Genomic DNA, 16,336 nt, shown 5'->3' on the forward strand with positions numbered 1-16,336 from the left:
GAGAATGCCCCCTGTAAGGGGGGCTACTATCACTTTCCACTAACTACTCTAACAATTCCATCTGCTGTTCATGTGTCTGTTCCGTTTTCTCCTGATGCCGCACATATCGTCTGATTATTTCTTCATTTACCCCCACCGTATCTACAAAGTATCCGCGGGACCAAAAATGATTGCCCCATAGCTTCTTTCTTATGTGCGGAAAACGATTGTAGAGCCTGATAGCGCTGCGGCCTTTCAGATGCCCCATCAGAGTGGATATAGAAATTTTCGGTGGGACAATGACAACGAGATAAACATGATCTGGCTGAACATTTAGCTCCAGAACCTCACAATCTTTGATTCCGCAGAGAATGTAGATTGTCCTGTAAAGTTCTTTACCCAGCTTATCTTTCAGGATCCTGAAACGGTACTTCGGCGTCCAGACTATGTGGTATTTGCAACGCCAATATACATGTGATGAACTCCTGTAAAGCCCCATGTCGGTTTGTCTCCTCTTACTTGTGGTGAGTAAGCAAAGATATTTCGACATGGGCATTCTTCAGGCTAGAGCCTTACAGGAACAATCACCACCTCCCCAGGAGGTGGTTTAGGGATGACAACAAAAAAACCGGCAAGTGCCGGTTTTTTTATGCGCCTTAAGCAGAGACTCAGTCGCTACCAAACAAATCGCGGGTATACACTTTATCCGCCACGTCGGCCAGTTCTTCCGCCATACGGTTAGAGATAATCACATCCGCTTCCTGTTTGAATGCATCCAGGTCACGAATCACACGGGAATGGAAGAAATCATCTTCCTGCATCGCTGGCTCATAAATAATCACCTGAACGCCTTTAGCCTTAATACGCTTCATGATCCCCTGAATGGAAGAGGCGCGGAAGTTATCAGAACCGCTCTTCATGATCAGGCGATATACACCCACCACTTTCGGCTGACGCGCGAGAATGGAATCAGAAATGAAGTCTTTACGCGTACGGTTTGCATCAACAATCGCTGAAATCAAATTGTTTGGCACAGCCTGATAGTTCGCCAGCAGCTGTTTGGTATCTTTTGGCAGGCAGTAGCCGCCGTAACCAAACGACGGGTTGTTGTAATGGTTGCCGATACGCGGGTCGAGGCAAACACCTTCGATGATCTGACGGGTGTTCAGGCCCAGACTCTCGGCATAGCTGTCCAGCTCGTTGAAGTAAGCCACGCGCATTGCCAGGTAGGTATTCGCGAACAGTTTGATCGCTTCGGCTTCAGTGGAGTCGGTAAACAGCACCGGGATATCTTTCTTGATTGCGCCTTCCTGAAGGAGAGCAGCAAAACGCTCCGCACGCTCAGAGCGCTCACCGATCACGATACGGGATGGGTGCAGGTTATCGTATAACGCCCTGCCCTCGCGCAGAAACTCTGGCGAGAAGAAGACATTATCAATACCCAACTCTTCTTTGATTGATGTAGTGAAACCGACCGGAATGGTCGACTTAATGATCATCACTGCATTCGGATTAATCGCGATAACGTCTTTGATCACCGCTTCAACCGTCGAAGTGTTGAAATAGTTGGTTTGTGGATCGTAGTCTGTTGGGGTCGCAATGATGACAAAGTCCGCATCACGATAAGCATCTTCTTTATCGGTGGTAGCACGGAAATTCAGCGGTTTGTTCGAAAGGTAATCCTGGATTTCTTTGTCTACAATCGGCGATTTCTTCTGATTCAGCATATCCACTTTGGACTGTACGATGTCCAGCGCAACCACTTCATGGTTCTGCGCAATCAAGATACCGTTTGAAAGGCCAACATAGCCTGTTCCGGAAATGGTTATTTTCATTCGTTTGGCTTCTTCAGTATGAGTTTCTGGTGACATCTAAGGGTCACCACAATGAATAACTGGTGGTTTTTTATCGCTAATGCTAATTCACTGTCAAGGTGCATGCCTGGCTGAAGAATACGTTGACTCCACAGATATCGTTATCACAACAGAGCATGAAGTACCGGATTTCCAGCAATAGTGGGGCACTTAACGCTTATAGACCCATAAAATGGATAAATAGCGGACTGACTCAAATCAGACTAATCCCTTGGTAAGGTTAAGCAGATATTGACCATATCCCGTCTTTTTAAGTGGCTCTGCAAGCAGCAGAAGTTGTTCCGCATTAATAAATCCCCTACGAAAAGCGATTTCCTCTGGGCAAGAAACCTTTAGTCCCTGTCGCTCCTCTATCGTTGCGATAAAATTACTCGCCTCAATCATACTTTGGTGTGTTCCGGTGTCCAGCCAGGCGTATCCTCGTCTCATCATTGCAACAGACAATCTGCCCTGTTGCATATAAAGACGGTTGATATCGGTGATTTCCAATTCACCCCTATCCGATGGGCTCAAACTTTTAGCCATCTCAATGACATCATTGTCATAAAAATAAAGACCGGTTATGGCGTAATTACTTTTTGGTTGTTGAGGTTTCTCCTCAAGGCCAATTACGGTCCCTTCTTTGTCAAATTCAACAACACCATAACGTTCCGGATCGCTGACATGATAGGCAAAAACGGTCGCCCCTCCTTCCTGACTTGCAGCCCCTTCAAGGAGTCGCGGAAGGTCATGTCCATAGAAAATGTTATCCCCTAACACCAGAGCACAGTTGTCGTTTCCGATAAACTCTTCGCCAAGGATAAAGGCCTGAGCAAGCCCGTCGGGGCTCGGTTGCACTTTATACTGCAGACGCAGCCCCCACTGGCTACCATCACCCAGCAGTTGCTCAAAACGCGGCGTATCCTGTGGCGTGCTGATAATAAGGATGTCCCTGATGCCAGCAAGCATCAGTGTTGATAGCGGATAATAGATCATCGGCTTATCGTAAATCGGCAACAATTGTTTACTTACCGCCATCGTGACGGGGTAAAGACGTGTGCCAGATCCGCCAGCTAAAATGATACCTTTACGCTTAATCATTACTTACGTTCCCCATAATTCTGATCAATCCAGCTTTTATAGGCGCCACTTTTAACATTAGAAACCCATTTCTGATTGTTCAAATACCACTCAACGGTTTTGCGAATACCACTTTCAAAGGTTTCAAGCGGTTTCCAGCCCAGTTCGGCACTGATTTTGTGAGCGTCGATCGCGTAACGGCGGTCGTGCCCTGGACGGTCAGTAACATAAGTAATTTGTTCCCGATAGGATCGTTCCTTGGGCACGATTTCATCCAGCAGATCGCATATGGTGTGTACAACCTCGATATTTTTCTTCTCGTTGTACCCTCCAATATTATACGTTTGCCCCACGACACCCGTTGTCAGAACGGTATAAAGTGCACGCGCATGATCTTCCACGTATAACCAGTCGCGGATCTGATCGCCCTTACCGTAAATGGGTAAGGGTTTACTTTCCAGAGCATTCAGGATGACAAGTGGAATGAGTTTTTCCGGAAAATGGTAAGGCCCATAGTTATTGGAACAGTTTGTCACAATTCCCGGCAGGCCGTAGGTACGTATCCACGCGCGCACTAAATGATCGCTGGAAGCTTTTGATGCTGAGTAAGGGCTACTTGGTGCATATGCCGTTTTTTCAGTAAAGAGTGGCAACGGAGTAGCTTCATGATATTCGTCTGGATGAGGCAAATCACCATAGACTTCATCAGTTGAAATGTGATGAAAACGAAATGCAGCTCTTGCTGCTCCGTTCAGTGACGACCAGTAAGAACGGCTGACCTCTAACAAAACATAGGTGCCAACAATATTGGTTTCAATGAATTCAGCCGGTCCAGTAATAGAACGGTCAACATGGCTTTCAGCCGCCAAATGCATCACCGCGTCAGGCTGATGAGTGGAAAATATACGTTCTATGGCATTTTTATCGCATATATCAGCATGCTCAAAAACGTAACGTTCACTATCACTTACTTCACGCAAGGATTCCAGGTTACCGGCATAGGTTAATTTATCAACGTTAACAACGCTATCCTGAGTATTGCTAATAATATGTCGTATAACCGCGGAGCCAATAAACCCGGCACCGCCAGTAACTAGAATTTTCACGCAGTCTATTCCGTTAAAGTGAGTTGAGTGGATTTTACAAGATAAAAAAGCCCGGTATCGCTACCGGGCTTTATGGAATGGCAGAATCAGATTAATCCAACCATTCTGTGTGGAACACGCCTTCTTTATCAGTGCGCTTGTAGGTATGCGCGCCAAAATAGTCGCGCTGCGCCTGAATCAGGTTCGCAGGCAGAACGGCAGCGCGGTAGCTGTCGTAGTACGCCACTGCTGCGGAGAAGGTTGGTACTGGAATACCGTTCTGAACGGCATAAGCAACCACATCGCGCAGCGCCTGCTGGTATTCGTCGGCAATCTTCTTGAAGTATGGCGCCAGCAGAAGGTTAGCAATACCCGAGTTTTCCGCATAAGCATCGGTGATTTTCTGCAGGAATTGTGCACGAATGATGCAACCTGCGCGGAAGATCTTCGCGATCTCACCGTAGTTCAGATCCCAGTTGTTCTCGTCTGACGCGGCACGCAGCTGAGAGAAGCCCTGCGCGTAGGAGACGATTTTACCCAGGTACAGAGCGCGGCGAACTTTCTCGACGAATTCAGCTTTGTCACCCGCGGGTTTAGCCTGTGGGCCAGACAGCACTTTGGATGCCGCAACACGCTGCTCTTTCAGGGAAGAGATGTAACGCGCAAATACGGATTCGGTGATCAGAGACAGCGGTTCACCCAGATCCAGAGAGCTCTGGCTGGTCCATTTACCGGTACCTTTGTTCGCAGCTTCGTCCAGAATCACATCAACCAGGTATTTACCCTCTTCATCTTTCTTGGTGAAGATATCTTTGGTGATGTCAATCAGGTAGCTGTTCAGCTCACCTTTGTTCCACTCGGTAAAGGTTTCAGCCAGCTCTTCGTTAGAGAGGTTCAGGCCGCCTTTCAGCAGGGAGTAAGCTTCTGCGATGAGCTGCATGTCGCCGTATTCGATGCCATTGTGAACCATCTTCACATAATGGCCTGCACCGTCTGGACCAATATAGGTCACACACGGCTCGCCATCTTCCGCAACAGCAGCGATTTTGGTCAAGATTGGCGCAACCAGTTCGTATGCCTCTTTCTGACCACCAGGCATGATAGATGGGCCTTTCAGTGCGCCCTCTTCACCACCGGAAACACCGGTACCGATGAAGTTGAAACCTTCAGCAGAAAGCTCACGGTTACGACGAATGGTGTCCTGGAAGAAGGTGTTACCGCCATCAATGATGATGTCGCCTTTTTCGAGGTAAGGTTTCAGAGAGTCGATAGCAGCATCGGTACCTGCGCCCGCTTTCACCATTAACAGGATACGACGAGGCGTTTCCAGAGACTCAACAAACTCTTTCACCGTATAGAAAGGAACCAGTTTCTTGCCCGGATTCTCGGCAATCACTTCTTCGGTCTTATCACGGGAGCGGTTGAATACGGAGACGGTATAACCACGGCTTTCGATGTTGAGCGCCAGGTTGCGCCCCATCACTGCCATACCGACAACGCCGATCTGTTGTTTGGACATTACATACTCCTGTCAGGTGTGGTCACCGCGACTTATGCGCGGCTTGAAATGTATGCCTGATGTTAATCTATGAATATCATTTTAACCAGTGGTTAAGACATGAAAAACGCACACAATGGAAAATATAGGCATGTGACAAGATGACTATTTCCTGAGCGCCTTATATACAAGACCTAATAATGGGGTAGGTAATAATCGAGGAACTATTCTCATGACTGAACAAACAAAAATATTGAAAATATTATCAATTTTTAATTCGTATTTTAATTTTGCAAGGCGAATCTCGCTTTTAACGTAAGTCAGTCCCCTTCTACGACTAATCATGTTTTGACCAGCACGAACATTCACGAGTACTTTATTCAAATTAAGGGTTTCATGCCCAGCAGCAATTACTCTCAACCATAAATTATAATCTTCCATTAAAAAATGATGCTGATAGCCACCGACGCTTTGAATGACATCTTTTTTAAAGGCAACAGTCATATGGTTAAATGGGCTTCTTTTTTTGGCATATTCTTTTATTTGCTCATGACTACATACTGAAAAACGGATCCCTTGAGAACATGTCATATCCTCACTGAATTCACTAATGGCTCCTCCAGATAAAGCAACGTTCGGATGTTGTGTCATAAGAGAAACTTGATGTTCAAAACGATCCGGCAGGCAAACATCGTCAGTATCCATTCGTAAAACTAAATTATTCTGACAAAAATTCATTCCATGATTAAGAGCCTTGCCCAACCCAACATTTTCAGGCAATTCAACAATATTTATATTAAGTAGTGGAATAAATTCATTCACAACTGCTGAAAGATCTTCACCAACCGGACCGTCGTAAACTATAACAACTTGGTCAGGTTCAAGTGTATTATTATTAATGCTTTGTAAACACTGATAAAGATACTCTGGTTTTTCTTTATAGTATAAAGAAAGTAGCACTGTGAATTTCATATTATGACACATCCGGATAAATATTCATGGCTGATAGTTAATTAAAACACATCAGCACATGTAATTAAAAAGCAAAAAAACTAGGCATCCATTTCCAAGATGTCAGCAATCCTTTTGCTCGCAAATCCATCGCCATATGGATTACTCGCTTTACTCATATTATTATATTCATTCTTATCATCAAGTAATTTTCTGAACGCGTTATAAATAACATCTTCATTAGTACCTACTAATTTCAGCGTACCTGCATCAATACCCTCAGGTCGTTCGGTAGTATCGCGCATGACAAGAACAGGCTTGCCCAGACTTGGGGCTTCTTCCTGAATGCCGCCACTGTCAGTTAAGATGATGAACGATCGCGAGAGGAAATTATGGAAGTCAAAGACTTCGAGTGGTTCGATTATTCTGACACGATCGCAGTCACCAAGGATCTCTTGTGCCGCTTTTCTGACGTTCGGATTCAAATGAATCGGATAAATAGCTTTAATATCAGAGGTTTCGTCAATAATGCGTTTAATTGCGCGGAACATATTACGCATTGGTTCACCCAAATTCTCTCTGCGGTGTGCCGTAATCATAATAAGCCGGCTATCGGACGCCCATTCCAGATGTTCATGTGTATAGCTATCTTTAACAGTAGTCTTTAGGGCATCGATAGCTGTGTTACCTGTCACATGAATTGAAGAAGCTTTTTTCCCTTCCTGCAACAAGTTTTCCCGCGAAGTATTGGTAGGTGCAAAATGATATTTCGCTACAATCCCAACAGCCTGTCTATTAAACTCCTCCGGGAATGGGGAATCAATATTATAAGTTCTTAATCCAGCTTCAACGTGTCCAACTGGAATTTGCAGATAGAAACAAGCGAGTGCAGTTGCAAAGGTGGTTGTCGTATCCCCATGAACCAAAACAATGTCAGGTCTAACCTCAGCTAAAATAACCTTCATTTTATCAAGGATATTTGCGGTTACATCGAACAAAGTTTGCTGATCTTTCATTATAGAAAGATCATAATCCGGGACAATTTTGAACGCACTTAGAACCTGATCAAGCATCTGACGATGCTGTCCAGTAACACAAACAATCGTTTCAATTTTATTTCTTGTTTTTAATTCCTTAACCAAGGGGCACATTTTAATTGCTTCAGGTCTGGTGCCAAAGACAACCATTACTTTTTTCATTATTTTCCCTTAAAACTTTTAAGCAAACGCTTTATATACCCACTGATTTTTGGGCCCAGAAAAACAGCGATTCTGTGTTTTAATTTATCAGATTTAGAATACCAAGAAGCGGAAAAATGATGAATTGTATGCGTATTTTCAGTTACGACAATTTCACCTGTCCGCCATTGCTTAGCACAAAATACATCAAATGGATAAATAGCTAACCCTTCACTGAGATGCTGGAGTTCATTTTTAGGCTTCCAGCCAAAATCGCGAATAGTTAAGTCTGTTATTACACCTGTATTAGGTGTTTTATCAAAGTTTCCATCAGGTAAGATAAACGCTCTGGTATCATAACCGGATAAAAGATCGCCAATCCATTTATGACCTTTCACTGAAGCCATTGTGCCAGTTACACACATCATGTCATCTTCACAACCGGTAAATGCATCATGCATCAAGAAAGGATCCAATGATTTTACCACTTCAACATCGGTATCCATGTAGATGCCACCATGATGATAAAGCGCATAAAGCCGTACATAATCTGTAACGAAAGCAAACTTTCTCGATTCATAGGCCTCTTTGACATACCTGTTGCTATTTATGTCAAACGAATCTTCATTCCATTCTACGATCTCGTAATCAGGAAGTTTTTCTTTCCATGACTTAATACAATTTAAAGCCAACTCAGGCATTTGCCCACGCCCAAACCAACAATAATGAATTTTTTTAGGAATCACACAAAACCTCATAATAAAATTTTAGTATATGCATATATAATAAAAATCACAATTCACTAAGCAATATTTTATTTTTTATCAAACTGGAATTAATCGCTGTAGAATTATAAGTTAGCCCAACATCAAACTGAATATTATAGATTGCCAATAATTCAAAGGGGAATTTTCCATTAATGCGGTGAACACCTTCTTTAATATAGATATCTTCTTTTTCTCTGGGGTGTAATTTCAAATAAACATCAAAATTATTTTCTTTGAGTTTTATTATCTGTTCGTTGAAAAGGGCCGCTAGTTCTTCTTTAGAATGCATACCATAAAGATAAGTTGGCTGAGTTAAAACGATAGCTTTTTTAGACTTATCAGATGAGAAATCATAATCAAAATCCTTGAAGAATATAGCTTTAATTATATTCTTATCATAATCAGATAAATTTTTAATGGCTTGAATATCATTAATTTCTTTAATTGGGAATTTATATGTAAAATCTTTCTTTTCCGAAAATATTTTTTTTAGACGTTTTTCATCTCTGACATAAAAACCCGAAATGTCATTAATAGAATTTTTCGGGACAGAGAGTGTTTTTTTTATGAAGGTATTTATAATGCTTTTTAATTGTGGCTTTGTTTTTTTTTCAAAAAGCACATCATCGCAATATGTACTTTCCCCTTCCTCATAAAAGAAAATTTTATCCGGCCGACCTAAATTTGATAAGATTAAGGGATAGTAACCAACAAAACCATCAAGATAAAAATTAATGCTATGGTTATTCTTTCTAAAAGGGTAAAGAGATATTCTTTTTAAGACATTGAAGAAATATTCAGTTACATTATTCTTGAAGAGAATTACATCAGTAATCTTATCTAACCTCCTAAGTTCAAGCAAGCTTGCATAGAGGTCATTACAATCCTGAGTATTGATTACTAGTATATTTCTCTCATCTTTGCTCATCAATGAGTATACAAAAGGAAATTTATTATAATTCCATAAAAAGAAATAGTTTACATTCATTATCTATTTATCCCAACCACTGCTTTTTTCATAAGGCTGTAAGCCATATAGGCAATAAATATTGCATAAGTTCTTGGTTCAAAGAAAAGATTTATATCGCCCTGGGCTACGACTCGAATGATTAACTCAAGGATAGGCCCTAAAAAAAGAAATGAAAGAACATCACCACTTTCAAATGATGCAAGGATATCCCTTTTTATGGCTATAATAATGCTGCCAAAGATAACCAAGAATATTGTGACGCCTGTATATCCAAAGTAATAATATCCTATAGCTGGGAACCCATTTGCAAGACTTCTCCCACGGTCCTCTGTTGAGCGCCATTCGTCTAGCGTTTTAGGCGGAACCACAACATTCATAAGCTCATTCATTCCCTGATCAAATTTATTATTTCCAGCAGAAAAGTTTTGCGTGAATTTATCCCAACGAATTTTTTCAGGTACCTGACTATGGTCATTAATTACCCACCAAACTTGCCCAGCAGCTTCAATACGCTTTTGAATTTTTTGGATTGCTGATGTACCGCTGTCGTAATTTTCGACCGTTTGATAGTTGATAAATATTACTGAAAAAATACCGACTACGAAAAATAATAATGTCGTCCGTATTTTTTTATAAAGCTTTTGCTTCTCGGCTTCTGCATACCTTGTTGCATAATGAAGGGTAATAGGCAAATAAAAACAGTACAGGATTATTAATAACTCGCCACCCTTGATCGAACATAAGATATGGTAAAGAACGATAAGCACAAAGTAGATTAAATAACGTTTGTATTTAGTATTAAAGTAATACATACCCAGAGCCAAGCAAACGAAACTTAATCTCCCCTTGATCAAATTGACATAGCCGGGCACTATAGAACTAAAATATACAGTTCGGTGAGTACCATTAAAAAGAGGCACGCCTGTTTTCAGAAATGTTGCATATAATATGACGATACATGTAATAATTATTATCTCTATATAAAACCGATTAATTTTCAAAACTAATTTGGAATGATTGGGCGCAAAATTTACCAACAAAAACTCGATAAAAATCATTGAAAAAAACAAATTAACTATAAATGTGCCATTCCAATAGCTATATGCGTTTATTTCAAAAAGATAAGTTCCACTTTCAATCAAAGCCCCGCCAATTAGCATGGCTATAAGGATAACAAAAAAAATCAAATTATTGGCAAATTCAATTGGACGATAATAAAATACGACGAATAAATAAATGAGTAAAACAATAACCCCTGCTATATTTACATCTTGTCCAAAAGCGTTAATTAGGGCAAGAATACCTGTCAAAGACAGCAAAATCATTCTGTAAAACAAGAATACGCTTATATTCACCAGGTATATCCTTAAATATAGTAAAGGTGTATTATGGTGTTTTAAAAAAGTTTTTATAAAAGGCAATACAACAATTCAGTATGTATGTAGCATTACGCCTTTTTAAAGATGTTCCATGATACAAGTTTTAATTGCCAAACAAGAGTCCATGTAGCAATAAATCTTATACACATTGATATTGAAAAAGCCATAGCAACACCAATTATCCCATTGGTTTTCATCATTATGAGTAAAAGCACAATGTTAAATACCCCACAACTAATCGTAATGATCGATAAGCGGCCGGTCTTTTTTGCATAAAACAGATAGTTTGTAACCATCAAATACATTCCGTTAAACGCTTGTCCAAGACAGAGCCATCCTATTACGCTCGTTGCTTTCTGGTATTGAGGGCCTGCGAATAAACTTACGACAAACGGGCCAATCCAAAAAGATAAAATTCCAAGAAAAGATAAAAGAACAAAATAGCAATATGAAAATTTAACCAGTTTTCTTAGTTTAACTACATCATTAACGGACAGGATTCTAAAGAGCCATGGAACCAAAGCCTTGTTAATTGCATCAAATACTACGACCATTCCAAGACTTAATTGAACCCCCAGCATGTAAACCCCGGCTTCCTCTATGCCAAGCTTACCGCTAATCAGTATTCGGTCAATCGCGCTTAGAAAGAAAATTCCAACAATATGAGGAACGAGAGGTATACCAAACTTCAGTGCATCTTTAATATAAGAGATATTGAAGGTCGTAATTGTCAATAGATGCTCTTTAAAGAGAGTGAATAAAGAGACCAGAACATAGACTAACGTGCCAAAGAGCAAAGCATTGATTCGACTAACTGCGCCTTGCTTAACCAAGAAAAGAAGAACTAATGTTAATACGAAAATTAAGATACTTTGTGTTACTTGCAGAAAACCATAACTCCAGGCTCTCTCACGAATTTGCCATTGCGCTAATCGTAACTGAATTATAAATGTTCCTGCTGAAACAATTATCGCTAAGTAAATCCAATAGGATGGTATATTTAACAAATCACTTAATTGCGTGCTGAATAATGCCGCAACTAAAAAAAGTATTATCGAGCTTAACAGAAGTACGTGTATACATGCCCCATTGTAGATACTAAGTTCCTCTTGAGTCTGGACATCATAAAAACGGCGATTTGCAGCACCGATCGTATTGAGTCCTGTTAGGGCTGCCAGTCCACTTACAAGAGTCTGAAACATAGCAATCTGACCATAATCTCCCGGATTGAGATTATGTGTTAAAATTGGTAGCAACAGGAAAGGTACTAACGCATTTAATATATTCGAGGATAAATATATCGTTGAATTCCTGACCAAACTCATTTTCGAGGACCAACGTTTAGAATAAAGTTATAGATCATAAAAGTCCTTGTATTCTGAACTTTGATTTCTCATGAAATCTTTTATGACTGTCAATGCTGCTTTCAAAACATCATTTTTATAATAAGGATTTTTTGCCGTTTTAATTTTCTCAAGGAAATCACTTCCTTGACTTGCATTGATCGCTTGAATAATTTCTTCGGTATTGCATAAGCAATCAATGACGCTCTCTCCACGGACCCTCCCTTTTTGGCGATCGCCAATATTGATGGTTGGGATATGTAAAGACGGAATTTCAATCAAGCCGGATGAAGAGTTACCTATAAGGCCCTGTGAATATTTATTCAGCGCAAGATAATCTTCAGGTTTTACAGAGGTAAAAATCCTTGAATGCGTAGAATGACAAAACGCGGTTATTTTTGCCATTATTTCCTCTGAACCAGTATCTGAGTTTGACCCTATAAATATATAATCATAGTTATTGCTAAATTTTTGTAATGCATTGAGTAGCTGCGTAACTTGATAACCTGGTGAAACTGAATTTAAAGTTTCAGGATGGAAGACAACTACAAAATAAGGTCTGTTCAAAGAACCGAAATTCTCTTCAAGTTCAACTTTTGAAGGCAAATTCATGGAAAGCGCATTTTCTGCCCCAAGTGCTCCAACATTAATCACACTTTCAGGATGCTCTCCCATCTGAATTATTCTATTCCGGTACTCCTCAGTAGAGGCCAAATGAAGACGAGCCATTTTGGTTATAGCATGCCGTATAAATTCATCATAATTTCCTAAGGTTTTTTCTCCACCATGAAGATGAATAATAGGCATATTATGCATAGCGGCTGCTACCGCGACAGAGAAAATCTCATAACGGTCTCCAAGAATCATCACCGCATCAAATTTGTTATCTTGAAAATATAAACCAAATTCTTCTTGGCAGACAGACATTGCGCTAATGACATCAGCGTTAGTTGAATTAATAATGTTGATATTAATAAGTTTGTTAACAACCAACCCATCATTTTCAATATTTTTATAGGTCAAGCCATATTTTTCATCGCAATGCATTCCAGTCGCAACGATTGTTAATTCTATATCTTCGTCATCTCTCAGAGCCAAAAGAAGGCGCTTCATGATACCATATTCGGCTCGTGAGCCAGTAACATACAGAATTTTCTTTTTCATTCTAAATAACTCAAAATTAATTTTTCAAGGCACTCATACGCTTTATTACTAAAATGCAATCCGTCATATGTAAATTCAATATTTAGATTGCCGTAGGCATCATAAAATTCTTGGCTTAACTGAAGCCATTTAATATTGTGTTTACTTTCAATACCGGTTTTGAGAACTTTGTTCAGATTTTTTATGGTATTGTTATTGCGTTCTATTCTACCAATGACGGGTGGGACGCTAAGCACATAGATTTGAACGTTTGGATTTAAATTCAATAAATAGTGGATAGTCTCTTTAACCCAATGCACGGTATCATAAGGACTCCATCCATCGATAACAATATCGTTGGTACCAGCCATAATAAACGCGACATTACCAACAGTATCGATTAATCCATTTTTCAATACCAAGTTATAATATTGCTCTGACGTAATTCCAGCTATACCGAAATTACTTACCTTTTTGTTAGCTAAAAGATCAATATCCCAAAAATCGAAAATTGAATGACCAATTAATGTCACTGGTTTGCAATGTTTAAACGCGTCTTTCTTTTCATGTATACGCCTGTTTACTGAATTTAATAAGAGTTTGTCTTTAACTCTTTTATTCATCAGCATAATTGCAACATCAAAATCAAGCCTATCATCAATATCAACAGAATCCTCTTTCGACATAATATATGCTATGCTGTCAGCGCCAAAAAAATGCTTCTGTCGGAGGTAATCGTCATTATAACCAATAAATATGGCTCCATTAGGAGTATATTGTTTGTAATTCTGACGTCTGTAATTACTAAAATCTAAATCAAAATTGGCCATGCTTAACGATTCGGATATCGGCTTTATTAAATCAATACTTTTACTGCTTTCGACAACCGATGAAAGAAATTTAGCATGCGTTGCTTTTTCAAAGAGATTCACAGCCTCACTAATATGTTCGGCTGTGCGGAAAGGGGATGTTGGTTGTAATAATACAAAGTAATCAAAGCCTTTATATTTTTGCAGTACATCTTCTACAACCATAAAAGAGGTAGCTGCATCAGAAGATAATTCCTCACCGCGCATCACAACCTCTGCTCCATAATACTCGGCGATGGCTTTATATTCATAAGAATCAGTCGAAACGATGATATGTTCGAATAATTCAGATTTTTTTGCCGCTTCAATAGTATAAGCTATTAATGGTCGATCTATCAACATTAATATATTTTTATTAACTAATCCTTTAGATCCAGAGCGTGCAGGAATGATTGCTATCTTCTTTAACATTCCAAACTATACCTCTTGTTCTTTAAAACCAGAATGTACAATCAACTGATCTTCTTCAAAATCTGTTTCTGCGGTTTGGCCTAATAAATCATACCAATACATAGGGCTAATTCCATTCCCAGGACGTTTTGTTGTAACATTTTCGGTAGAGAATACTTCACCTTTTTTGATTTTGCAGTTTGCAACAATAGACTTCCTTGCTACTATTTTATTTTTTCTTTCTGAAGGCGTTACTAATTTTTCAAAACTGCCTAAGGACTGTTCAACCGCTCGAATTCCTTCACATAATAATTTCAATTCGTCTGGAGTGACCGATGCCTTGTGATCTGGGCCTTCGAAATCTTTATTAAGAGTAAAGTGTTTCTCAATGAAAGTGATGCCATATGGAACAGATGCGATACCCGCAAAATATCCAGGAGAATGATCGGAGAAACCGATATTATAATTACTGAAGATTTTTTTAAATCCTGCGATAGTGTTCAGGTTCACATCTTCAAAAGGTGTTGGATATTCCGTGTTACAATGAAGTATTGTAATATCCGAAGATGGGATGCCATTATCACCAAGCACCTTAAGTGCCATTTTAACTTCTTCAGTAGTTGCCATCCCCGTAGAAATGACTATTTTTTTATCTTCGATGGGCAGCCGTGCAATTTTTTCCAGATATGGTAAATTAAGCAATTCACCAGAAGGAATTTTCCAAATCTTTTGAAGCCTTGACGCGAGGAAATCAATAGAATCAAAATCGAAGGGAGTAGAGAAAACATCCAGGCCTAATGATTTGGCATAATCTTCAAGCTTAATAAACTCATCATACGGCAGTTCCAGCTTCCTTGTCATATCCAACTGTGATTCATCATTACCGGTAACTTTAATTTGATATTCAGCTTTCGGTGCATATTTCGAAATCAGTTGATCAGCTTTGAAAGTTTGAAACTTTACAGCATCAACGCCTGCCTTCTTTGCTTCATCAACCATTTGCTTAGCTAATTTAAAATCACCATTGTGATTGCAACCGATTTCAGCGACAATATAAATATTAGCCATTTTTATTCCTTTGTTTTAATAATCGAGTTGGGGACCCAGCGACAACCACATTATTGGGTATATCACGTATAACAACCGAACCTGAGCCAACTATGGTTGAGTTTCCGATAGTTAATTGTCCATTAACGACTGTACAACTACCGATAAATGTTTTTTCACCCACACGAACATCACCATTGAGGACGACATTTGTGGAAATATTTGAGCAGTAGGAAATATGGTTGCCGTGTTCAACCAAGGCGCGTGTATTTATAACAACTCCGTCTTCGAGGTAAGAGTCGCAATTTACAATGGCCATTTTTCCGATATATATACAGGTTCCCAGAGTGGAGCGAGAAGATACGATAGACGTTTCATCTATTACATTGATTGTTTCAAGCTCAGCATCTTTAATTTTCTGGAACCATAATGCCCTGTCATCGGGATCCCCGATTGCAATAAAATACTTATAATCTTTACACTGCTGAATATCATCCAACGAATGCCCCAAAATCGGATATCCTTGATGGGTTCCCGTCTTCATGCTGTCCAAAAAACCTTCTAAAGCGAACTGATTATGATCCAGGCTATCAATTACAGCTTTAGCAAATCCCCCAGCCCCAATAATGATCAATTTATTTTTCATTTAGCACCATTATATAGATAAACCCGGGCCAAATCAGAAGGTGATATGGATAAAATCCATGCTACCGCCCCTGGCTTTACAGCTACCAGTGCACTGAACCGCTTACGGGCATATGTCATAACGCATGAAACCGAATCTAACCAAAAACAAGATTCGAT

General features: G+C 39.8%; 15 protein-coding genes. All 15 read right to left on the minus strand.

The window, feature by feature from the left end:
• Positions 1 to 43: 43 nt before the first annotated feature.
• The 15 genes from tnpA to AC2FAP_RS09555 all read right to left on the minus strand — a co-directional run bounded on the left by tnpA (position 44) and on the right by AC2FAP_RS09555 (position 16,178).
• Positions 44 to 478 carry an IS200/IS605 family transposase gene (gene tnpA, locus AC2FAP_RS09485; RefSeq protein ID WP_479435917.1) on the minus strand — a complete coding sequence of 145 codons (435 nt, stop codon included), beginning with the start codon at positions 476 to 478 and terminating at the stop codon, positions 44 to 46.
• A 169-nt stretch (positions 479 to 647) separates the two neighbouring features.
• Positions 648 to 1,814, minus strand: coding sequence for a UDP-glucose 6-dehydrogenase (gene ugd / locus AC2FAP_RS09490; RefSeq protein ID WP_449541860.1), 1,167 nt, complete (start codon positions 1,812 to 1,814; stop codon positions 648 to 650).
• Positions 1,815 to 2,051: 237 nt separating this feature from the next.
• Positions 2,052 to 2,933: a glucose-1-phosphate thymidylyltransferase RfbA gene (rfbA, locus tag AC2FAP_RS09495; RefSeq protein ID WP_434679716.1), complete on the minus strand. Its 882-nt coding sequence runs from the start codon at positions 2,931 to 2,933 to the stop codon at positions 2,052 to 2,054.
• Positions 2,933 to 4,018 carry a dTDP-glucose 4,6-dehydratase gene (gene rfbB, locus AC2FAP_RS09500; RefSeq protein WP_193162432.1) on the minus strand — a complete coding sequence of 362 codons (1,086 nt, stop codon included), beginning with the start codon at positions 4,016 to 4,018 and terminating at the stop codon, positions 2,933 to 2,935. The genes rfbA and rfbB overlap by 1 nt, the downstream gene beginning before the upstream one ends.
• Positions 4,019 to 4,109: 91 nt before the next feature.
• Complete coding sequence (gene gndA, locus AC2FAP_RS09505) at positions 4,110 to 5,516, minus strand: NADP-dependent phosphogluconate dehydrogenase (protein WP_023294784.1); 1,407 nt, start codon at positions 5,514 to 5,516, stop codon at positions 4,110 to 4,112.
• Positions 5,517 to 5,660: 144 nt separating this feature from the next.
• Complete coding sequence (locus tag AC2FAP_RS09510; RefSeq protein ID WP_449541859.1) at positions 5,661 to 6,467, minus strand: glycosyltransferase; 807 nt, start codon at positions 6,465 to 6,467, stop codon at positions 5,661 to 5,663.
• Positions 6,468 to 6,547: 80 nt separating this feature from the next.
• Positions 6,548 to 7,645: a non-hydrolyzing UDP-N-acetylglucosamine 2-epimerase gene (wecB, locus tag AC2FAP_RS09515; RefSeq protein ID WP_032680643.1), complete on the minus strand. Its 1,098-nt coding sequence runs from the start codon at positions 7,643 to 7,645 to the stop codon at positions 6,548 to 6,550.
• Positions 7,645 to 8,370, minus strand: coding sequence for a glycosyltransferase family 32 protein (locus AC2FAP_RS09520; RefSeq protein WP_449541858.1), 726 nt, complete (start codon positions 8,368 to 8,370; stop codon positions 7,645 to 7,647). Before AC2FAP_RS09520 ends, wecB begins: the two co-directional genes overlap by 1 nt.
• Positions 8,371 to 8,416: 46 nt before the next feature.
• Entirely contained in the window at positions 8,417 to 9,379 is a 963-nt protein-coding gene (locus tag AC2FAP_RS09525) for a polysialyltransferase family glycosyltransferase (RefSeq protein ID WP_449541857.1), read from the minus strand.
• A complete protein-coding gene (locus AC2FAP_RS09530) occupies positions 9,379 to 10,716 on the minus strand; it encodes a DUF6418 domain-containing protein (RefSeq protein ID WP_449541856.1) in 1,338 nt (445 codons plus the stop codon). Before AC2FAP_RS09530 ends, AC2FAP_RS09525 begins: the two co-directional genes overlap by 1 nt.
• Before the next feature lie 92 nt (positions 10,717 to 10,808).
• On the minus strand, positions 10,809 to 12,065 hold the full coding sequence (locus AC2FAP_RS09535; protein WP_032680637.1) for a lipopolysaccharide biosynthesis protein: 1,257 nt from the start codon (positions 12,063 to 12,065) through the stop codon (positions 10,809 to 10,811).
• Positions 12,066 to 12,092: 27 nt separating this feature from the next.
• The gene (gene neuC, locus AC2FAP_RS09540; protein WP_449541855.1) at positions 12,093 to 13,247 is read right to left on the minus strand and encodes a UDP-N-acetylglucosamine 2-epimerase; all 1,155 of its coding nucleotides are present in this window, start codon (positions 13,245 to 13,247) and stop codon (positions 12,093 to 12,095) included.
• Positions 13,244 to 14,506: a cytidylyltransferase domain-containing protein gene (locus AC2FAP_RS09545; RefSeq protein ID WP_449541854.1), complete on the minus strand. Its 1,263-nt coding sequence runs from the start codon at positions 14,504 to 14,506 to the stop codon at positions 13,244 to 13,246. The genes neuC and AC2FAP_RS09545 overlap by 4 nt, the downstream gene beginning before the upstream one ends.
• Before the next feature lie 6 nt (positions 14,507 to 14,512).
• A complete protein-coding gene (neuB, locus tag AC2FAP_RS09550; protein WP_449541853.1) occupies positions 14,513 to 15,553 on the minus strand; it encodes an N-acetylneuraminate synthase in 1,041 nt (346 codons plus the stop codon).
• Positions 15,546 to 16,178, minus strand: a complete 633-nt coding sequence (locus AC2FAP_RS09555) for an acetyltransferase (protein ID WP_449541852.1) — start codon at positions 16,176 to 16,178, stop codon at positions 15,546 to 15,548. Before AC2FAP_RS09555 ends, neuB begins: the two co-directional genes overlap by 8 nt.
• Positions 16,179 to 16,336 lie beyond the last annotated feature (158 nt).

The organism is Enterobacter cloacae complex sp. 394I7, assembly GCF_057320345.1.